The organism is Pantoea folii (assembly GCF_056678875.1).
In genome coordinates this window covers 147644-168165 of sequence record NZ_JBWXON010000010.1, presented here as the reverse complement: position 1 = coordinate 168165, position 20522 = coordinate 147644, and the positions used below count along the sequence as shown (strand labels likewise).

21 protein-coding genes are annotated in these 20522 nt (G+C 64.3%); 20 read left to right on the top strand and 1 reads right to left on the bottom strand.

All coding sequences use genetic code 11. The features are described from left to right. The first annotated feature begins 2 nt into the window (after window positions 1-2). The 12 genes from AC1MDE_RS13600 to AC1MDE_RS13545 all read left to right on the top strand — a co-directional run bounded on the left by AC1MDE_RS13600 (window position 3) and on the right by AC1MDE_RS13545 (window position 12305). Window positions 3-5450 (top strand): LPD7 domain-containing protein, encoded by a 5448-nt coding sequence (locus AC1MDE_RS13600; RefSeq protein ID WP_480344715.1) that lies wholly within the window; start codon window positions 3-5, stop codon window positions 5448-5450. A 25-nt stretch (window positions 5451-5475) separates the two neighbouring features. After that, a complete protein-coding gene (locus tag AC1MDE_RS13595) occupies window positions 5476-5823 on the top strand; it encodes a conjugal transfer protein (protein WP_480344714.1) in 348 nt (115 codons plus the stop codon). Window positions 5824-5833: 10 nt separating this feature from the next. Next, on the top strand, window positions 5834-6526 hold the full coding sequence (locus AC1MDE_RS13590) for a DotI/IcmL/TraM family protein (protein ID WP_480344713.1): 693 nt from the start codon (window positions 5834-5836) through the stop codon (window positions 6524-6526). A gap of 7 nt (window positions 6527-6533) precedes the next feature. Continuing rightward, window positions 6534-7469, top strand: a complete 936-nt coding sequence (locus tag AC1MDE_RS13585; protein WP_480344712.1) for a DotH/IcmK family type IV secretion protein — start codon at window positions 6534-6536, stop codon at window positions 7467-7469. Between the two features lie 2 nt (window positions 7470-7471). Further along, window positions 7472-8785, top strand: coding sequence for a conjugal transfer protein TraO (gene traO, locus AC1MDE_RS13580; protein WP_480344711.1), 1314 nt, complete (start codon window positions 7472-7474; stop codon window positions 8783-8785). Next, window positions 8778-9551, top strand: a complete 774-nt coding sequence (gene traP / locus AC1MDE_RS13575) for a conjugal transfer protein TraP (RefSeq protein WP_480344710.1) — start codon at window positions 8778-8780, stop codon at window positions 9549-9551. Before traO ends, traP begins: the two co-directional genes overlap by 8 nt. A 9-nt stretch (window positions 9552-9560) precedes the next feature. After that, window positions 9561-10100: a conjugal transfer protein TraQ gene (gene traQ / locus AC1MDE_RS13570; RefSeq protein ID WP_479397835.1), complete on the top strand. Its 540-nt coding sequence runs from the start codon at window positions 9561-9563 to the stop codon at window positions 10098-10100. 77 nt (window positions 10101-10177) lie between these two features. Beyond that, window positions 10178-10564 carry a DUF6750 family protein gene (locus tag AC1MDE_RS13565; protein ID WP_480344709.1) on the top strand — a complete coding sequence of 129 codons (387 nt, stop codon included), beginning with the start codon at window positions 10178-10180 and terminating at the stop codon, window positions 10562-10564. Window positions 10565-10628: 64 nt separating this feature from the next. After that, window positions 10629-11018 carry a hypothetical protein gene (locus tag AC1MDE_RS13560; protein ID WP_480344708.1) on the top strand — a complete coding sequence of 130 codons (390 nt, stop codon included), beginning with the start codon at window positions 10629-10631 and terminating at the stop codon, window positions 11016-11018. Continuing rightward, window positions 11015-11452, top strand: coding sequence for a hypothetical protein (locus AC1MDE_RS13555; protein WP_480344707.1), 438 nt, complete (start codon window positions 11015-11017; stop codon window positions 11450-11452). Before AC1MDE_RS13560 ends, AC1MDE_RS13555 begins: the two co-directional genes overlap by 4 nt. A gap of 105 nt (window positions 11453-11557) precedes the next feature. Continuing rightward, window positions 11558-11929, top strand: coding sequence for a hypothetical protein (locus AC1MDE_RS13550; RefSeq protein ID WP_480344706.1), 372 nt, complete (start codon window positions 11558-11560; stop codon window positions 11927-11929). A 10-nt stretch (window positions 11930-11939) separates the two neighbouring features. Continuing rightward, window positions 11940-12305 (top strand): hypothetical protein, encoded by a 366-nt coding sequence (locus AC1MDE_RS13545; protein WP_480344705.1) that lies wholly within the window; start codon window positions 11940-11942, stop codon window positions 12303-12305. Here AC1MDE_RS13545 and AC1MDE_RS13540 read toward each other — a convergent pair. Further along, window positions 12300-12836 (bottom strand): hypothetical protein, encoded by a 537-nt coding sequence (locus AC1MDE_RS13540; protein ID WP_480344704.1) that lies wholly within the window; start codon window positions 12834-12836, stop codon window positions 12300-12302. The two genes, AC1MDE_RS13545 and AC1MDE_RS13540, sit on opposite strands and share 6 nt — an antisense overlap. Before the next feature lie 281 nt (window positions 12837-13117). Here AC1MDE_RS13540 and AC1MDE_RS13535 point away from each other — a divergent pair, with 281 nt between their 5' ends. The 8 genes from AC1MDE_RS13535 (at window position 13118) to AC1MDE_RS13500 (ending at window position 20505) form a co-directional block, all read left to right on the top strand. Continuing rightward, the gene (locus AC1MDE_RS13535; protein ID WP_480344703.1) at window positions 13118-13738 is read left to right on the top strand and encodes a conjugal transfer protein; all 621 of its coding nucleotides are present in this window, start codon (window positions 13118-13120) and stop codon (window positions 13736-13738) included. Then, window positions 13710-16760 (top strand): ATP-binding protein, encoded by a 3051-nt coding sequence (locus AC1MDE_RS13530; protein ID WP_480344702.1) that lies wholly within the window; start codon window positions 13710-13712, stop codon window positions 16758-16760. Before AC1MDE_RS13535 ends, AC1MDE_RS13530 begins: the two co-directional genes overlap by 29 nt. An 18-nt stretch (window positions 16761-16778) precedes the next feature. After that, window positions 16779-18002 (top strand): conjugal transfer protein TraW, encoded by a 1224-nt coding sequence (gene traW, locus AC1MDE_RS13525; RefSeq protein ID WP_480344701.1) that lies wholly within the window; start codon window positions 16779-16781, stop codon window positions 18000-18002. Between the two features lie 18 nt (window positions 18003-18020). Then, window positions 18021-18782 (top strand): prepilin peptidase-dependent protein, encoded by a 762-nt coding sequence (locus tag AC1MDE_RS13520; protein WP_480344700.1) that lies wholly within the window; start codon window positions 18021-18023, stop codon window positions 18780-18782. Further along, entirely contained in the window at window positions 18779-19351 is a 573-nt protein-coding gene (gene traX / locus AC1MDE_RS13515; protein WP_480344699.1) for a conjugal transfer protein TraX, read from the top strand. The genes AC1MDE_RS13520 and traX overlap by 4 nt, the downstream gene beginning before the upstream one ends. A gap of 12 nt (window positions 19352-19363) precedes the next feature. Beyond that, window positions 19364-19777, top strand: a complete 414-nt coding sequence (locus tag AC1MDE_RS13510) for a hypothetical protein (protein ID WP_480344698.1) — start codon at window positions 19364-19366, stop codon at window positions 19775-19777. A 20-nt stretch (window positions 19778-19797) separates the two neighbouring features. Next, window positions 19798-20214 carry a hypothetical protein gene (locus AC1MDE_RS13505; RefSeq protein ID WP_480344697.1) on the top strand — a complete coding sequence of 139 codons (417 nt, stop codon included), beginning with the start codon at window positions 19798-19800 and terminating at the stop codon, window positions 20212-20214. Between the two features lie 87 nt (window positions 20215-20301). Next, window positions 20302-20505, top strand: a complete 204-nt coding sequence (locus AC1MDE_RS13500; RefSeq protein WP_024082761.1) for an Hha/YmoA family nucleoid-associated regulatory protein — start codon at window positions 20302-20304, stop codon at window positions 20503-20505. Window positions 20506-20522 lie beyond the last annotated feature (17 nt).

Below are 20522 nucleotides of genomic sequence, written 5' to 3'. Positions count from 1 at the left end.
TCATGAGTACAGCTGACTACCCGGTATGGCTTGCGGTCCTGCCGGACCAGCGCGACGCCGCGCGCGCCGACGCCGGAAAGCACCCGGACGGGGGCAACGCCATCACGTGGGATAAAGAAGCCCAGCTCTGGTACGCCCGCCCGGGCGCGGACCTGAGCCGGCTGCAGAAGTGGCTGCCGGACCGCAGCATCCGCAGCAGCGGCGGCGGCGACCCGCAGTCGGAGTTTCTGGACGCGCTGACCAGCGGTGGTCTGGTGCTGGACGGCCTGCCGGTGATGGACGGGCGGCGACACCGCGTGCCGGTGGCGGACGGGAAAAAAGGGAACAAAGACGGCGTCTATCGCGGTTTTCTCGACGGTGTGAAGCCCGGCGGCTGGTTCATCAACTACCACCGCGCCGAGAACGATAAGGACATCACGCGCTGGAGGGCCAGCAGCGGCGGAGCAGGAAAAGCTGACCCGCTGGCGCGCGTGCATATCCGCGCGGTGATGCGTCAGTCGCAGGATGACTTTGCCCGCGAGCAGGCCGCGCTATATGCGCAGCAGACGGCAAAGGCAAAGGCGCTATATGAGCGGCTGCCGGCGGCCGACCCGGCGCACGGCTATCTGGTGCGCAAGGGCATCACGGTGGCGGATGACGTGCGCCAGACGCGCAACGGCGCGCTGGTCGTGCCGTTTGGTGACGCAGACGGCGCGTTTCGCACGCTGCAGTACATTCCGCCCGACGGTGAGAAGTACCTGTTTAAGGACGCCCCCAAGGCCGGGCACTTCCGCGTGGAGGGCGGTGAGCTGCGAAACGGCGAACCCGTCCTGTACGCGGAGGGCTACGCCACCGCGCGCAGCCTGTACATGGTCACCGGCCGTCCCGTGGTGATGACCATCGACGCCGGCAACATGGAGACGGTGGCAAACGTACTGAAGGGCCGTTACCCCGACAGCCCGCACCTGTTTATGGCCGACGTTGACCATGCCAAAGACGTTAACAAAGGCGTGCTGTCGGCACACCGCGCCGCGGCGGCCACCGGCGGTGCCGTGCTGCTGCCGGACCTGACGGCCGCCGAAATCGAGCGCGGCTTTACCGACTTTAACGACCTGCACCTGTTCCGCGGCGCCGATCGCCTGCGCGAAACGCTGCTTCCCGACATTGCTCAGGCTCTTGAGCAGCTCAACCATAAGGATGCCCCCATGGACACACCTGACGACGCACAGCCAGCGCCGGATAATCTTCCCGCCGCGTCCCCGGACGCCGCAGCGGACTCCACTCCGGCACGCCGCCCCGGTGCGGCCAAAGAGAAAACGGATGAAATTCTGAAGCTGCGCGATGAGGGGCTGAAGCCCGCGCAGATTGCGGAGCAGCTCGGTATAGGGCAGACCAGCGTTTATCGCATCCTGAAGGCGCAGCAGCCTGAAGCCGCGCCAGCCACACCGCCAGCGCCGGCTGCCGGTGACGTTCCGGGCAGCAGGGCGAATGATTTACCCGCTGCGCCTGTGCGTGACACGATCACCCTGTACCACGGCTCGCCGGCCACCTTCAGCGCCGTTGACCCTGAAAAAATTGGCCTGGGTCAGAACTTCATGGGTCGCGGATTTTATACCGATAACTCCGTGACGGGCGTGCAATATGCGATGGAGGAGATCAACCATCCGGACTATCACGTGTATGAACTGGAGATACCTTCTCATTCGGTGATCCTGGATCGCTGGGACAGTTCCTCACTCACGGATGCCCTGCGGGACCGGATAAGAGAGGCCGGGAAAACGGTCGATCAGGAGCTGACAGCCAAAGGGGAGACCTCTCGTCTGGGGTACGGAGACCTGCTCGCCGGCTGCGAGAAAATCGATGCGCCATTTTTTCAGTATGCCAGCAGCCCTGAAGGGATGCGTATTCTGAAAGAGGCAGGCATTGATGCCCTGAAAGACAACAGCTATATCGCCATCGTCAACACAGATCTCATCGATAACGTCCGGCTGCGCTTTGCAGAAGGGGCGTCAAGAGCCGAAATGGCGCAATACGTTGAAAGGGCGTCAGGCCATGCCGCTCAGGACGCGTCCAGACTGTCGGAAATCCTGCAGGAAAAACCGGATGTGTCGGCTCACTATGACGCCATCCGTTCAGAGCTGGTCAGCCTGGCCGGCGCGCAGAACAGGCCGGAAGAAGCAGAAAGGCTGACCGCTCTGCTCAGGCATACGCTGGTTGAAACGGCTGATAACCCCCCTGACAGGAAAACGGCGATCACCCCGTTAAACCGGCTCTATGCGGAAGCGGTCAGAAGCCTTGATCTGAAATACGATGACAGTGCTGCCCGGCTGGGCCAGCTGGTCGACAGCGCTGTCAGCAATATGAATCCCGACCAGAAACCCGCGCCGGAACCGGTGCTCGCAGTCCAGGACAGTCCGGCACCCGACGCGCCGCAGGCGGCTCCTGCTGCGACCCCTGAAGTCGCTGTCGCGTCAGAGCCGGTCGTTCCGGCAGCCACAGCCGCAGAGGCAGAAGCGCCTGCCGTACCTGACCCGCAGCCGGCACCTGCAACGCGGGTTGCCGCGCCCGCAGCTGATGCTGATATCCTGCGTGCGCCGCCGGCGATTCAGGGCGAGCTGCGCGGAGCGCTGTCCGCGCTGATTCAGGGAAGCATCACCCCGGGAGAGTTTCAGGACACCACCGATCGCCTGCAGCGCGAACTTAACCAGGTGCGCGAGGCCGGCACCTACAACGACGCTTACGTCAGCGAAACGCAGGCGGTGTTTGACCGTCTGACCGGTGACGGGCTGGCGGTCAGCGAGCGCCCGGGCATGTTCAGCCGCGCGCTGAGCGCCGCGGGTCTGAAGGACAGCGACACCACGCTGTCTCTGCGCAGCAGCGGGCAGGCAGATGTGCGAACCATCCCGGCGCAGATCCAGTCGCTTTACACCCGTCTGGCGGACGGCGAGCTGTCGCGGCCTCAGCTGGAAAAGGCGCTGCGGGAGGTGCGCAACGACCTGCGCCGCGCCGAGCTGTCCGGTCAGCAGTCGACCGAAGAAGTACAGTCATCGTGGGCGGCGTTCGGGCGCCTTGATATGGTTGCCGGCGAGACGGAAGGCCGGGCCGTGACCGCAGCCGTTGCCGCACTGGCTGCGTCCCGCGCCTCTGCTGAAGCAGCTCCGGCGGTCGCTGACGTTCCGGCGCCTGCGGTACAGCCTGAGACGTCAGCCTCCCGTGTTATCCCTGAGCCAATGGCACCGGTTCAGGATGCGGCTAAGTCAGAAGCAGCACCGACCACTCCGGGTATCGCAGCGGAGGTCACGCCCGCACCTGAGCCGGCGGTACAGCCAGAAAAAGCAGTTTCTCCTGACGCCTCCTCTGTTATCCCTGAGCCGATGGCGCCCGTTCAGGAGGCAGCAACGCCACAGGCAGCGCCGGCCATTCCGGTTACCGCAGCTGAGGTCACGACCGCTCCTGAACCGGCCGTGGCAGAGCCTGCTGCAGTCGCTGAGTCTGTACCGGCCCCGAACGTGCCTGACGTTCAGCCGTCTGAGGCACCACAGGCATTGCCTGCCGGTGCAGAACAGCCGGCTGCTGCCGCCTCCTCCGCCACAGCGGGCACCCCGGACTTCAGCGCGGGTTTTGCCGACATCAGTCAGCGCCTGCGAGCGCTGAAAGACGAAGCAGCCAGTCTGGACACGGACGTGCTGGCCATGCGGACGGGCGCGCTCATTAATGAGCGGATCGCGCTGACGGAAATGTGGTCGCAGGGTAACGATACTGAAAATGCGCGCTGGCCTTCGCAGGAAAGCGAGGCGCTGGAGGCCGACCTGCGCGCAGAGCTGGCGCAACGTTCTGACGCGCCACCTTCACCTGCGGTCGCATCCTTTGGTGAGGAAAACGCCATTCTGGTCGGCGCGCCGCGCGTGGCATCGCAGGAAGAGGATATGCCCGCCTCATCCGGGGCGACGTCTTCCCGCATCGATGCCGATAAGCTGCTGAGCCGCGTCACGCATGACAGGCACCCGGACGGCAAAAGCGTGGTGTACAAGCTGGACGGCGAGCCCGCGTTTATAGACCGCGGTAACCGCCTGGTCATGGCGGAGGGCGCCAGCGCGCACGAAGAGAAGGTGCTTGCCGCGCTGCTGACCGCCGCCAATCACTATCAGGGCCGCATCGAACTCACTGGCAGCGACGAGTTCAAGGCATTTGCGATCGGTGTCATCGTGGCCAACAAGCTGGACGTGAGTATGAAGAACGCCAGCCAGCAGGCCGACCTCGATGCAGCACGCCGGGCTGCGGGTCAGCCCGTCACGCCAGCCGCCCCCGCCGATGCGGTGCGCGGCGACCCGCAGGCTCCGCGCGCGACTGAGGTTCCCCCCGTAACGACGGCCGCGCGGGCCAGCGAGCCAGTACAGAACGTCGCACCCGTGACAGCGTCACCTCAGCGAACCTCTGCACCGGCCCCTGAGCCCGCCGCGCCGAAGATTTCTCCGGCGGTGCACACCCCGGCAGAAAAGGCCCGGGAGCCGGTCACCGGTAAGGTCACCGCCTGCGGGCAGGCTCCCTTCCGCTTTGAAAAGGACGCAAGCGAAAGCACCTTTATTACGCTGCGTACGAAAGAAGGCTCTCAGACGTTCTGGGGTAAGGAGCTTGCCGGTCTGCTGCGTGAGACGCACCTGCAGCCCGGTCGCATGGTCACGCTGCAGTGGATGGGTGAACAGCCGGTCACCGTCAATAAGCCGATAAAGGACTCTCAGGGCAACTTCAGCGGTCAGTATGAAAAGGTACAGACCCGTCGCAATCAGTGGTCGCTGGCCCCGGTCGGCGGCACCCGCGTGCAGACCGGCGCTGAGGACATGGTGCGGCTCGCGGCCGTTGACGTGAACCGCTACACGCAGATTCAGCACGTGCTGGTGAGCCGTCTCGGACTCGATATCCCTGCGCCACCGAAGCCCGCGGACGGCCTGTTCTGGGTGAAGCCGGACGGGCAGGGTAGCAGCGTCCCGGGTGACCCGCTCTCGGCGCCGCGCCCGGAACATAACGACCGTGCCGGCACGGCGGTGATGTCGGCGTGGGGCGATGACGGCCGGCCGGACCTCTACCTGGTGCAGGGTGACGGCCACTACCTGCAGGGCGTTGTGCGGCGGGACGGTGCGTATCAGCACGTGCTGGTCAGCCTGCCCGACAGTAAGGAGTCGCCGCCGATGGTGATTAACCTGCTCACCCCGGAGGGTGCGCAGCCTATCGGCAGCGGCAACGGCATCAACCGCTCAAACGGCCAGCCCGTGCCGCGCGAGCACGTGGTGGTGAGGATGACCGGAGACGATCAGCTGCGCATCGCGAAGCTGGACGCGCCCGCCGACCTGCCCGCCGCGCTGCACGCCCGTCTCGGCTATGACGAGCGTTATAAGGCAGAAGCTGCGGCCCCAAAGGATCGACCGGCGGCGGCACTCCAGGCAGCGCCGGTCACCCCACCCCGCCCGGCGTAAGCCATTTTCTGACAGGAGAACTGACATGAATAAAACACAGACCGCCCTCGTGGCGGTTTTTTTCTGCTGCACCACCTTTGGTGCCGGCGCCGCGACCTGCCGCGCGGGCAGCGCGGCGCAGACCGGAAGCGAGGCGGGTTATAACGCCGCGAAGAAGGCCAGTGACGCATGGGCGGCCCGCGAAAGCCAGACGTCCGATCAGCTGCAGAACTGCCTGTCCGGCATCCGCAATATCTCCATCAGTCTGCCCAACCTGCCGAGCCTGCAGGACATCATGAACCAGGCGTCAGAGAAGGTCTGCGGGGCGCTGACGGACAAAGTCAACAGCAACCTGCCCACCAGTATCGACCCGTGGCAGTCCTACGGCCTGTAAGGAACATCGCATGCAGAACCCTCAACCCGCTGTGCCGCCTGAGGAGGCGGCCGTGGTCCTGACCGACCCGAATATTTACGAGCACGCGGTACAAGCCCAGCACGAGCGAACGCTGGGCGCCCGGTTTGCGCACCGCTGCCTGACCGTCGCTGTGTGGAGCATCATCGTTAACGGGATTCTGGCCATTACGATCGGCGTGCTGATTTATGTGCTGGTCAACATGCCTGGTCATTACCTGGCTACCGAAAACGGCCGCATCACGCCGTTCTACCCAACGGACAAGCCGGTGTGGAGCGAGAGCGACGTGCGCCAGTTCGGTGCCGACACCATCAGCAAGGCCTTCACGCTGGACTTCGTGCACTACCGCGACCAGATGACGGCGGCCTCGCCGGACTTTTCGGAAGAGGGCTTCACCGGCTACAACCAGGCGCTGACCACCGGCTCCAACATCCTGTCGCTGGTAAAGGACAAGCGTATGAACCTCACCAACACCGTGGAGCCGGGCGTTATCACCCGACGCGGCGTGATTGGCGGGCGCTACACGTGGGAGTTCCAGTATCCCGTCACGATGCGCCTGCAGGGGCAGAACAGCAGCAGTCCGCCGCTGCGCTACATCTTCACGTTGCGCATTCAGCAGGCCGACGTGCGCCTCAAGCCGCGCGGTCTTGAGGTCACCCAGACCATCACCAACAACGCAGGATAAGACAGCTATGAGCCACTTTCGCACGCTGGCACTCTGGCTGGCGCTGTGCGGCAGCGCGGGCGCCGCCGCGGTGCCTGCCACCGCCACGACCGCCGCATCTGGACAACCGGCTGCCGCACCCGCCGGTCCCTTACCCAACCAGCCGCTGCCGCCGCCGTCATCGGTCGCCTATGACCAGGCGGAAGCCACGGTGGCGCCGCTGTCGGCCGATGAAATCCGCCGCCTGCGCGCGCTGCAGACCGAGCAGGACCGGGCGATGGCCACGCCGGGCATTACGGCCGTGCCGCGCATCAGCGCGCAGACCGTGAGCCTGCAGCCGGGCGCCAGCCTGCCGCTGGTGCGTACTGCGGTGAACTACCCGGCCTCGGTGAGCTTTATCGACAGTACCGGCGCGCCCTGGAAGATAATCGGGGCACCGCACAGCGGCTCGTCGGATATCACGGTGGACTGGACGCCCGGAGCCTCCTTTATGGTCATCACGGCAAAGCGCGACTTCGTGAACACGCTTATTACCGTGGGTCTGGAAGGGCTGGAGGTGCCGATTCAGCTGAGCGTAATGAGCGGCGAGGCGGACACCGCGAAGAAGACCTGGACGGTGGACGCGCGCCTTGACCTGCGCATTCCGCGTCGCGGTCCGGGAGCGGCACCCGACGCGCCGGGCCCTTCCCGCATCGGGCTGCACGACGACGTGCTGCAGGCGTTCCTGGACGGCGTGCCGCCGTCGGGCGCAAAGCGCCTGAAAACCACCGGCAGCGTGCCGGACACGGCGGTGTGGCAGCAGGGCGACGACCTCTATATTCGCTCGCGCGCGGACATCCGCGACGAGTTCGATACCACGCTTTCTTCGGCCGACGGCACGCATCTCTGGAAGCTGCCCCTGACGCCTCGCGTGGCCTTTTCCGTTGACGGGCGCACTGAAGCCCTCAGCATTGCCCTGGAGTAATCATGAGCGATCAACAGAACACCGGCGGGCGCAACATCCGCCTGATGATGGGCCTGATTGCCGGCGGCCTGGTGGCGGTGGTGGGGGGCGGCTACGCGCTGTGGAGCTGGCTGGCGACGCCGCCGCCCGCCGTCTCCCGCGTGGACCTGGCCCGCGTCACGGGCACCACCCAGACCCGCGCGCAGGAGCAGCCGGCGTATCGCGAACTGCTGCGGGAAAATAACGCCCGCGGCGCGCAGACGGCGGCGTCTTCAAACCAGAGCTTTATCGCCAGCATTCCGCTGCAGCAGGACGTGACGACGCCGGCTGAACCGCCAAGGCCGGCCCCGGTCACGGTGGCACAGACGCTTCCCCGCCCGCAGAGCAGCGGGCGCACGCCGGAGCAGGAAAAGGCCCTGGCGGAGGCGCGGCAGAAGTCGCTGGCCGCGCTGCTGGCGAAGATGCAGGCGGAGCCCAAAACGGGTGAACTGCCCACGGCGCAGCTGCTGGGCGGCAAGGACGGCGGCTGGACGCAGTGGCGCGATTCGCTGCCCGGCAGCTATGTGCAGCAGGCCGCGGCACGCAGCCGTCAGGACGCGGCGAACACACCGCCGGCGACCGTGGTGGTGGCGCCTTACTGGCGCGGACCGGGGAAAATCTGTACCGGCGTGGACTCCGACAACGGCGCCACGCCGGTGCTGGGATGCATTGAGACGGGCCCGTATGCAGGTGCGAAATTCAAGGCGCCTGAGGGGGCGAAGCTCTCCGGCGACGGCGTCATCATTCACTTCACCACCATGACGCTGAACGGACAGGATTACAAAGTGGACGCCTACGCGCTCGACGACAAAACTCTCGTGGCCAACATCGCGACCGACGTCGACCATCACTACGTCCGGCGCATCGTGCTGCCCTCAATCTTCGGAGGAGCCGGCGAAGCGGGCCAGCTTTACGCGCAGTCCAACACGCAGCTACTGAGCAACGGCTTTAACTCCGTCACCGCCCGTCCCGGACTGCCCGATCCTACTGCTGTAGGAGGCGTAATCCTCGGCGGCATGGCCCAGCGTGCGGGACAGGTGCTGACCAGTGACGCCTCCCGCCTGCCGGACCGCACCGTCTTCGTGAAAAACAACGAGGTGGTGGCCATCCAGTTTATGAGCGCGGTGTACAGCACGGATGCGCTTCCCCCGCAGGGTGCAACTCAGTCCGCAGCCAGCCCGTCCACCACGGCACCCGCATCCCTGAGCAGCAATCCGACCCCGACCGCTGCGGACCTGCGCGCGGAAACACAGACGCGCATCCGCGCGGCCGAACAGAGAGGAACCCCACGTGAATGAATTCGATCCGCAGCCGGCGGTGAGCGCGGCCGATAACGCGCCGGCGCCCGCGCCGCCGGTACAGAAAAAAGAGAGCCTGCTGACGCGCAAGCTCTGGCTCGGGCAGTCGCTGCCGTGGCTCGCCGGCGGGGCGATCGTTATCCTTACCGCCGGCTGGTTCCTGCTCGTGCCGTCCTCCTCCGCGCCGGACGCCGGACAGCTTGCCTTCGGGCAGGACCCGGGCTTTGGCAGCGTTCAGCCTGCCCCAGCCCCGGCGGCCACCCCGGTCACGCCGGCTCCTGCGCCCGCCCCGCCACAGACCGGCGGGCTCAGCGTGCCGGCCGGCGCCCTGAGCGATCCCGCATCCGGGGGCAGCGTGCCGGATGACGTGGTGAAGCTTATCCGTGAGGGCCGCGAGTTTGAGGCGGCCAACCGTGAGGCAATCACCCGCCTGTCGGACACGGTGCGCGCGCAGAGCAGGGCGCTGGCCACGCTGCAGCAGCGCCTTGACGGGGTGGAAAAAGAAAACACCCGGCTGGGTAATCTGGTTACCGTGCTGGCCGTGAGGCCGGACGCTTCGCCGGGTCATGCTGCGGCTGGCCAGAAGCGCACGCGCTCCGCGCTGTCCGGGATGCGGCTGGAAAGCCTGCAGAACGGCATGGCGTGGGTCAGCTGGCAGGGCAAGACGTGGGCGGTGCAGGCGGGCGACAGCCTCGGCGGCGTCACGGTGCGTGAGGTGAATACGGACGACCGCAGCGTGACGACCAGCGCCGGCGTGCTGCGCTAGGGAGGCGTCATGGGAGGATCGCTCGACGGCATCACCATGCTGTCAAACCTGGCCTCGGGGCTGCTGAGCGCGGGCATTAACCTTGCGCTGACGCTCGGCGTGCTCTTTGCCGTGATGGGCTCCAGCGGCTTTCTCGCCCGCCAGTCCTGGCTTGCCCGCAAGGCGCCGGGGCAGGCGGCGAGCGGCGGCGCTGTCATTGCCTGGGTGCTGCTCTGCTGCGGCCTGGCGGGACTCGACCAGCTTATCGGCGCGGGCGCGCGTCAGGTGGGCTGGCAGGTCTCGTTTGACGCCATCAGCTACGTTGACCAGGGCACGTTCGGTCAGGGGGCAGTGGCGGCCAACGCCCTGCTGACCCTGCTGCGCATGATTGGCGTCTGGTTTGCGCTCTCCGGCGTGCTGCTGTGGCGCCGCTCGAAAAAAGACGGCCACACCGGCCTGACCGCCGGGAACGACGTGAACACCGGCACCGCGAAATTTATCATTGGCGTGATGTTTGTCTGTAACCCCTACCTGCTTGACGCCATTCAGAAAACGCTCGGCCTGCACTGACGCAGGCTGCAGAAACTCCGTCCTCACGGACGATTTAACCGGCCATCCGGCCACACTCATTTTTAAAGGAAAACACCATGATGACTCGCCTTTACTGCGCGCTGTACGCGCGCGCCCTGATGCTGTCTGAAACTCTGCGCCGCCGGATGCTGTGCGTACTCTCCGCCTGGCTTGCTTTCATTTCCCCGATGGCCATGGCCGACGGGGACTTCGCTGATATGGCGAACCGCGTTGCCGAAGGCGCCAAGGCCGGCACGACCAGCGTGCTGGGAATGGTGCAACTGGCTGGAGTATGCGGCGTTATCGGCAGCATTTTTGCGGCCAAGGGGATGAAGAACAACCCGCAGATCAAACTCTGGATGGTCGCACTGGGGCTGGTCACCAGCCTGCTGCTGCTGGGCATACCGGAGATGATCAAACGCGGACAGACGCAGATGGGCATGACGCCGGTCAGCGTGGGTTAAGTCCGGATGCCGCCCCGCAGCGGGGCGGCTATCTTCCTCTGCTATTTTTTCCCGGAGTCTTTCCATGAAACAACATTCCCGTATGGCGCTGGCTGCTGCTGCATTATTTTCGGCTTTCAGCACCAGTGCACCGGTCTTTGCCGGCCCGCTGGAACCCTACATGGTGACTCAGCTAAGCGAGATCGTTGACAGCATTAAGGAAACAAATGAGAGCGTTAAAGAAACAAATATGCGGTTGCAGCAAGTGCTGAAGCGCCTTTACCAGCAGGACCAGAACACACAGAACGGCACCTGCTGGCTGGACGGTAAAGCCTTTAGCCAGGACGCCGTCGCCACGGTCGCCGGTCATGCGTCCGCCTGCGGCGTGCAGCCCAAAACCGGTTGGCCACAGTGGCGACCTGTTTCGGAAGAGGGGCCGGGCATAACCGGCCAGTACGGAGGACCGGTGAAATGAAATTCTTTAAGCGGCACACGGGCATCATTATCACGGAAGACTATGATGCGCTGCCGGACAGTTTATGGAGCGTGCTCTGCTTTCTGCTCAGGCGGGGACATACGGCAGAGCCCGGGCTCAGCAGTCGATGCGTCCACGGGGCTGTTGAGGCGCTCGAACGGCGCTATCCCGGTCGGCAGCTGACGGCCGAAGAGGTCGTGGAGTGGATGCCGCTCGACAGACTTTTCGGGCTTTACAACGATGACAACCCGCCCGGCATCAAAACGGCCTCCTTGCTGGGGCGCTATCTAGCGAGGCTGCCGGGCACCGATGTTTGTCAGTCACTGACGCGGCCACCCTGCCGCAGGGCGCTTTGGGCACACCGGCATATCACCGGACGTTTTCTGTTAACCGCCATCCGACTGACGCTGCACCACCGCTACAAACTCCTCTGAGTTTTATCGCTCCACCTTCGTAACTTCCATCAGGCCCTGCCTGTAAGGCGTCGCTATGTCAGTAATATCAAAAACCGCCCGATTGTCCTGCAGAGGTAATGACTGATGCACTACAACGGTGAATATATCCATACCACTCCCGCGGAATTTCAGGCGGCTGTTGTCCGTGCTCTTACAAAGGTGCCACCCGTTTCTGAGGAGGAGGCCCACATTCATCAATTTATTGCGCGCTGGCCGGAGTATACCGGGGGCTGGCTGCTGTTGAATTGCGGTCTGCTCAGACGCCATTCGACGAACAGCGAATATTCAACCGTATCGCTATTCATTGATATTGACAGGCATTCGTCCTGGATGTCGGTTGTCGTCAAAGGGCTTAAACAGGTGCCTCTTCCCGGATTCAATGACTGGTTTATCCGTCGTCAACAGTTCATCTGCTTCCATTTTCTGAAGAATGGCGCTGACGCAGACCCATGCTGAGGTTTGGTACATGAAAATCAATATTATATCGCCCGAAGAGATGATGTCAGTGGTCATCAGACACCTTTCCGGCACGACTTTCCTCCATGAGTCACAGCCTGAAGTGCAACTCAGGCGTTTTCTGAAGGGAGATGACGGTACGCTGGCCGGGGGACTTTTACACCTGCTTTCCATGGTGTCACGGAGTGCGAAAATGGCGGCGCACGGTTGGGTCGGAGAGTGGCAACCCAGAATTGAATTTTCCGGCTGTATACAAAAAAAGCAGCTGCACCTTTATGTTATTGATGCCTGGATTTTGACTGTCCCCCCAGGCCTTGAATCGAAAAACAGTGACGGTAAGCGTATCAGGCTTTCGTTACTTCCCGGGCGCTCATAATGCCGTCCAGTGCATCATTCTCCGGTGCTTTTCATACAAAATATGCTCATGCGGTGAGATATGGCCGATGAGACTCCTGACGACATCCGATAGTGGGTGAGATTCGTTACGGTAATCGTTCACCGGGAGAGTACAGTACGCAACCACGTGCTCAGATACGATTAAATCATTCGACGTCCGGCATGAATGGCACTTCATCAGGCACGATGCCAGATCGACTTCAGCGGCTTCATCGGGTGACATATCTGCTTCATAATTCAGGTTATCAATATCAGGGTGGCATTGAGAAAGAGGGAGGTTAATTTTGAAAATGTAAAACAACTCACTCTCATTATTGAGAAGTGAAACTTTGTTACCCCAGTGGACGGCATGGTCAACATGATCTGAAAGATATACCCATCCCGGCGATGTCTGCTGGATCCACTCCACAGCAGGCGGTGCCTGCGGCGATATCATTCCTGATGCCAGAATCTTTTGTCCCCGATTTTGCGTCGTTGCATGAAAGAAGGTCATCGCCGTTTGTTTATTCATGAATCCTCTCCCTGATCATCATCAAGAGCTGCTTATTTTGAATGTATTACGCACGCCCTGAGTATAAAACGACGGCGCGGGCCAGTGACTGACCCGCACAGATACCGGTTACTCAGCGAGCCCGCGCCATCCTGTCAGGCGCTGGGTGTGCCTCACAATATCACAGGGCGTTTTCTGTTAACCGCCATCAGACTGACGCTGCATCACCGCTACAAACCTCTCTGATTTTCCATCACTCAAGCTTTTTAATCTCCATCAGGCCCTGCCTGTAAGGACCCGCTATGTCTGCTTATTCATCACCTGCTCAGGCGGGCGGGCTGCTGCCGCTCGTGCCGGACGTGAGCGGTGAGGACGTGCCCCCGAGGCCCGTTTCTGTTGAACCCGGACCGCCCTGCCGCTGCTGCGGCACGCGGGCGCAGCGCCTGTGGCAGGGGCCGGATGCACAGCCGCTCTGCACGCTGTGCTGGCTGACCCTGAACCTCGACAGCCCCACCGCCGCGCACGGGCATTTCGCCTGGCTGCCGGATGCGCCGGCAGCGGACATCATCAACCTGCAGCGCCGGACCCTTATCGGGCTGCGAAGCGACAGCAAAGCGGTGCGCAAAACGTCCCGTCGAGTCTGGAACTGGCTGGCCCGCCACGCGCGCGAGGTGGAGGGCATGTGGGGCACCTCCCGCGCCAGCGAGTTTGCGGCGGCCTTCCGTCAGCTGCCGCCGGCGAAGCGCGCGGGGTTGCAGCAGCGGCTGGAAGGCTGCGTGCTTATCCTGCCTCACGACGTGTTCACCGACCTGACCCTGCTGCTGCCGCTGGGCCGCACCGCCGCAAGCGCCGTGCACACCCCGGCCTGGAATACCTATACCCGGAGCGACCTGTATGCCAAACCGCCTCATCCGCTGGACTGAAGAGATTATTACCGCCGCGACGCGCTTTGCCGTGTCGCGCGACCTGCCCGACTACTGCGACCTGCACACCGTGGTGCGCCTCAGCGACGACGATCGCATCCGCCATCCGGAGCTGAAGGCCCCCTATATCGGTGTTACCCAGAACGGCGACTTTGTGACGGTGTATGAAGTGGCCGGAAGCTACCGCGAGCCGGACGAAAATCTGCCGGCCACTCACGATGATTCCTGGCAGGGCCGGCTTGACCGCATGACCGAGTCGCTGACCGCGCATTATCGCTTTGCCGGTCACAAACTCAGTACCGTGCACGAGTGCGATCCGGACGGCGGAGAGGCCGAAGTCAGACGGCTGCTCAAACCGCAGTATCAGTCGCTGAAGCGCACGGGCCTGGAGCTGGATTATCTGCTGAACGAGCAGGTGACAAAGCTGTCGCCCTGGGTTAACGCCGAGCGCACCTGGCTTGTGTGCTACACCGGCCGCGGGGTGCTCGCCGGGCACGAACTGCGCGATGAAAACGCGCGTATCAGCGAGCTGGTTAAGGGCAGCCCGACGGCCGTGTTTGGCCAGAACCCGCTGCTGACTGAGCTGCCCGGCCTGAAAATCCGCCATGACGCCTTTCTTTCTCAGGTGGAGCGCGCGCTCGGCGACAGCGGCAAGGGCGTGCTGATGCGCCGCATGGACGTCCACGAGGCGGGCCGCGTGCTGCGCAGGCAGGTCGACCCGGGCACCGGCGAGCACTGGCAGCCGCTGCTGCCGGACGACCGCATCATGGCCCGCGGCGTACGTCAGGGCGACGACACCACGCCGTTTCTGGCGCCCTGGCTGAACTTTCAGGTCATGGGGACGAACGTCCAGGAAATCCAGAACAACCTGCTGAAAATCAGCGGCGTGTGGCATGGCACGATCGCCGTGAACCTCGGCCCGCAGAACCCGCAGAGCTTTGCGAAGCTGCGCGAGCTGATTCCCCGCAGCGTGCCGTTCCGCATCCGGCAGGACCTGATGCCCGGCGGCATGCGCCGCCTCAGCGGCAAGCACGGCGTGCTGAGCTTCAGCGAATGGGTGCCAGGCCTCAGGCCTATTTTTCAGTCGATTTCGATGCTGGCCGCGCGCGAGATGCACGAGCCGGTGTGCGTGATGACCATTACCGCGGCCACCTGGGGAGACTCGCCCGCGACGGTGACGCGTAACCTGACGCTGCTGCAGCAGGCGCTGACCTCCTGGGGCATCTGCGGCATCACGCAGACCTTCGGCGACCCGGTTAAGGCGTGGGTGGCCACGCTCACCGGGTCCTCGGCGGCAAGCGGGCCGTGCCTGATGTTCCCGCCGCTGTCGGAGGCGCTGAACCTGCTGCCGCTCTCGCGGCCCACGACGGCGTGGAACGAGGAGGGCGATGCTCAGTTTGTGGGGCCGGACGGCAAGCTGATGCCGGTGGCGCTGGCGGCCTCCAACCAGACCAAGAAAACCTCCATCGTCGCCGGCGAATCCGGGGGCGGTAAATCGGTGTTTATCAACCGTCAGCCCATCATTCTGGCCATGTCTGCACAGCGGCAGCTGCCCTTCTTTGCGGGGATTGAGAAAGGCTTCAGTGCAACGGGCATGACCTCGATACTGCGGGCGGGTCTGCCGCCCGAGCGTCAGGACGAGGTGCTGAGCATCATCCTGCGCAACGATGCGCAATACTGCCGAAACCTGTTCGATATCCAGCTGGGGCTCAGAAAACCGCTCAGCTACGAAGCTGAGTTTATGGAAAATGCGCTGGCAGCCCTGTGTATTGACCCCGGGACCGGCGAGCCGCCTAACGGGCGTGACACCCCCGCGATTCTGCGCCGGCTTGTCAGCGATTCGTTTAAGGCTGCACGCGAGGATCCGCGCCGCTATGAGCCCGGGCTGGTGCCGCAGGTTGACGCCGCCCTGGAGGAGGCCGCCATCTGGGAGGCGCATCCGGAATACCGCGACAACGCCACCTGGTATGAGGTGTGCGACCTGCTGCAGGATGCCGGCAAAACCGACGCCGCGCAGCGGGCGCAGTTTCAGGCCGTGCCGGAGCTTGCCGATATGTCGCCGCGCCTGCTCAGCGAGGATTATAAGAGCATGTACGGCACCATCCAGCGCGACGGCAGCAGTGAGGCCCTGATTGGCTATATCGCCCGCTGCCTGAGCGACGCCTGCGGCCAGTACCGCATGTTTGCCGGGCGCACGCGCTTCATGATTAGCCCTAAGGCGCGCGTGATTACGGTCGATATCCAGTACGTGGCGGGGGACAAGTCCAAGGCGGGCTACCTGCAGACCGGGATGATGTACCTGTTCGCCGGGCACATCGCGGGCGGTGACTTCGTGCTGCCGCAGTATCAGGACGAGCTCTTTCCCGCGCTGCACGAACGCTGGCACGCCCTGCATCGCGCCCGCGTACAGCAGCTGGACGAAGAGGTTAAAACCAAACAGTACGATGAGCTGCACAACGCGAAAGGGGTCCCCTTTATCTTCCCGATGCTGGAGACCGCTGACCGCGAGCAGCGCAAGTTCGGCGTGCGCACCGTGCTGGCCTCGCAGTATTTCCGCGACATGCCCGAGGCGCTGCGCCAGTCGGCCAACTCCGTCTATATGGTCGGCGTGGATCCGGAAGACCGCCGGCTTCTTAAAGAGCGATTTAAGGTGCCGGACGTCACGCTGGACCGCTTTGAGCGCATGGGCAGCGGGCCGTCGGCGGACGGCAGCGGCGTGCCGTTTCTCGGCATTTTCCGCATCAAAGGGGGCAGCACCATTGCCCACATCATGAAGAACACGGTGGGGCCGGAGGAGCTGTGGGGGCACAGCACCACGCCGGTGGACATGGCGCTGCGCCGCACGCTGGAGAAAGACGTCGGCGCCGCGACCACCCGCCGCATTCTCGGCCGCTTTTTCCCGAACGGCTCTGCCGAAAAAGTCATCGAGCATCGCCGGCGCACCGCCGGTGAGGAACGCGGAGACAGCGTCATCCGCCAGCTTGCCACCGAGCTTATCGATAAACAGGGCTACGACCTCTGACCCTCCAGGAGTGCTGATATGCAACCATCCACACACTGGCGCCCCGCGGGGCGCCGGCTGCTTGCCGCCTGCGTGCTGGCAGCGCTTTCACCCGGCGTCATGGCCTATCCCGTTGAAGTGATGACCAGTATTCCGGTGCAGACGGTTATCCAGCCTGCGCTGGGCACCATGCAGGCCACGCTCGGCGAAATCCTCTCCGCCGAAACGGAAACCGGCACGGCCGTGGTGCAGAACGCCGACAAGGTCACCACGGCCGTTACGGAAGCCGCGCGCACCCAGCGCGAGGCGGAGAACTTCAACCGTCAGGCCGACCGGCTTGAAAAGGCCCGCGCGGCCTACACCGTGCCGGACAGCATCTGCACCGAGTCGGCCTCCGGCACGGCCGCGCAGGTGAGCCAGGCAACCCGTGCGGCGGCGTCGAAGCTTGCTGGCGGCAGCGGGGTATCGAACGCGGTCGTGCGCGAAACGCTGGCAAGCCTGCCCACCACGCCCCGGCAGGGCGGCTACCGCAGCGCGCTCATTCATGCGGCCTACTGCACCGCGGACGAGGCAAAGCTCTACGGCGGCACGGGCCTGTGCCCGTCGGTCTCGGCGCTTCCGGGCGGCGACACCGAGGCGCGATCGCTGTACGACGGGGCGGGGCCTGCGGGCAAAGACCCGGAGCTGACCTTCACCCAGGCCCAGACGGACGCGGCCATGGCCTACGTGAACAACTCGGCGAAGCTTGACGCCGGGCGCACGCCGGGCAAGGGCGAAATTCAGACCGCCACCGGGCAGGAGTATCAGGGCCTGCTGACGCAGTACAAGGCGATGCAGAGCGCTGCGATGCAGCCGCAGCTGGACATGGTGGCGGCGAGCCAGCCGCAGGACGCCACGCAGGCGGCGCTCACCGAGGCCCGTCAGGCGCCGTCGGCGGAAAGCTACTTCCAGCAGACCGCGTCCGCGCAGGCGAAGCAGACCGGCACCATGAGCGAGCGCGAGTTTGAGGCGTTTGAGGTCGGGCGCCGCTACGCCAACACCGCGTGGGTCACCGACCTGCAGGCGATGGACGGCGACAACCTGGCGCGTGAAATGGCGCGTCAGCAGAGTCTGGCCAACTGGCTGGCGCTCGGCATCAAAAACGAGCTGCGTCAGGCCAACATCATCGCCGGCCAGCAGCTGGCGCTGGCGGCCAAAAATGAATACGCCCCGCAGCTGCAGGCGCTCTCTGCCCAGCTGAGCGCCGGCGTGAGCGCACAGTAAATTCCCACGGAGACAACAATGATAACGAGCGGTACCTTCGCGCCGGACGCCGGCGCGCTTTCATCCCTGCTGGACGCGGGCGAGGGCCCGGTGCTGGTGCTGGACCCCTGCGGCGCGCTGTGGGAGGCCTTCTGGCAGTCGCCGCGCTGGAAAAATGCGTGGCAGGCGTGGCGCCTGGCGCCCGGACAGACGCAGGAGGGCGACGTCTGGGACGTGCTCGGGGCGCTCAGGCAGGTGACCGACGAAGACGGCTGCCGTGCGCTGGCCACCGCGCTGTTTCCGGCTGATGACCACAGCGACCTCACCCGCGAGCTCATGACCTGCGTGCTGACCTTTGCGGACGACACCGGCCACTTCACCGGGCGCAGCGCCGGGCTCGGCGGGCTGGCCGGGCAGCTGTGGGCGGACGACCTCTGGACTGCCATTGCACGCTGGAGCCGCCTGTATGAGAAGCACCCGGCGCTGCAGACGGCGCGCGCGCTGCTGACGCAGGACGGCGCGGGCGAGTCGGGGCGGGCTGTCCGCGACCGTATGGCCATCTTTCACCATCCGCACGTGGCGGAGATCTTTACAGGCGGCGCCGGCATTGACCTGCGCCGCTTACGCCAGCGTCCCGGTCAGGTCATCTTCCTGACGCCCGACATCCGCTGCATGGAAAGCGCCGAACTCACCGGCGTGTACGCGTTCCTGCTCGATGCGCTGCGCGCGTTCGGCGCGCTGCACCACGTCACGTTTTCACTGGCTGAACCCGTAATTATCCCGGAAGGAGACGCACCATGACGCAGTCTGATAACCGCACCCCGGAGACCGGCGCGAAAAAGTCTTTTCTGACGCCGAAGCGCGTGGGCTGGATAGCGCTGAACGTGGTGCTCCCGGCGTGGGAGGTGTCCAGCGTGACGCGCCACGCCGGGCGCAACGTCTCGCGCCTCTGGCAGCGCATCCGCGACGTGACGGCCGGGCGCGGCGCCGGCGACTACCGCCCCGCGGACTGGTCGCAGGCGGTGGCGGACAGCGGGATGACGCCCGCGCGCCTTGCCCGTAACTTCCGCGTCAGCCGCTGGATCTGGTGGGGGCTGATGTGGCTCACCGGTCTGCCCGCCACCGGCTTTCTGCTGATGCTGACGGCCGCCGGCAGCAGCGTGAGCGGCACCGGCTGGCTGCGCGTGGGCTGCGTGGTGCTGGTGCTGCTGCTGCTCGCGGCCACCGGCTTCGTGCAGGCGCTGAAGGCCAGCTACCGCCTGTGGCAGCTAACGGAGAAGCGGGTATCGGCGTCAGAAGCGGGGAGTTTTCAGGCGTACCTGCAGGAGACGCGCTGGTGCCGTCAGGTGCTGAGCGGCGGTCTATTATGAGGGGAAGGGCGCATGCGAAATAAACAGCGTGAAGAAATCATGATCCGCCTGATCACCCTGCTGGACGATGCGGAGCTGGGCGAGCGGCGTAAGACTATTTTGCACCTCCTGCACAGCGCGCGGCAGACCAGCCGGGCGCGTGACTTCAGGTCCGGACAGCACTGCCTTGATGCCCTGAGTCAGCTGCGCAAGGCGCGTCACAGCCTGCGGATGGCCGGCGCGTCAGCGCATGTCCTGACCCCGCTGGAGTACGCCGTGGAGCTGCTCCTGCCGGTGTGTGAGGACGTTCAGTCCGATCAGCGCGTCCTGTTGATGTCGGAATCACTGGTATGGCGCGTTCTGCTGCTCCTTGTGCTACTGCCCGCCGGCCTGGCGCTGGCCATTGGGGCGGTGGTCTGGAGCACGCGCCATCTGCTGCAGCTTTGAAAGTATCGGGAGGAACTGAAATGTATATCCGGCTGGATGTATTTGCCGGCCTGCTGAGAGTCAGGCCCGGCGAGCTGCTTCACGCGGTGCGCGCCGGCGGCGAGCTGGACGGCATGGCGTTGCCTGCCCGCCATCAGGTGCGGGGAGCGGCCGTTATGTTCGATCAGGCTGAGGCCACGGAGTTCGCCCGGCGCTGGCACGCCCGGGAGCCCGGCGCGGCGCCGCCGGCATCCGGAGAAAATCTGATACCACTTGATGACTTCGCGCGCCGGGCAGGCATTCCCCCGCTGGTACTGTGGCAGGCGGCCAGCGGCGGAAAACGCCTGCGCCGGCTCAGTGTTCCGGTGGCCCTGAAAGAGGGCGGTCAGCTGAAGTTTGAACTGGCGGCAGTGGAAAAGTTTGTAACGTCATACCACAATCTTCAGGCAAAAAAGTGATTCAATTTCAGTATATTCAGGATAATGCGCTCCGCTTGTTTGCGTTATTATCCCGTTCCGCATTGCTATCCCACCAGTGAGAATACGATGACCCGAACCGAATGGCTGCTGAAGTTCCGGCGATACCAGAATCTGGAAACGCTGGAGAAAGTTTACGAGCACCTGCAATACACCGGTGACGCACAGGAAGAGTTTGCGATGACGTCGGCCTATGACCATCGCAAAGCCGAGTTCGCCGCCGGCAAGCTGTTTGACCGCGTGCCTAAGCATGTCTGGCAGTACGTGAAGTAAACCCTTCTGACCCCGCC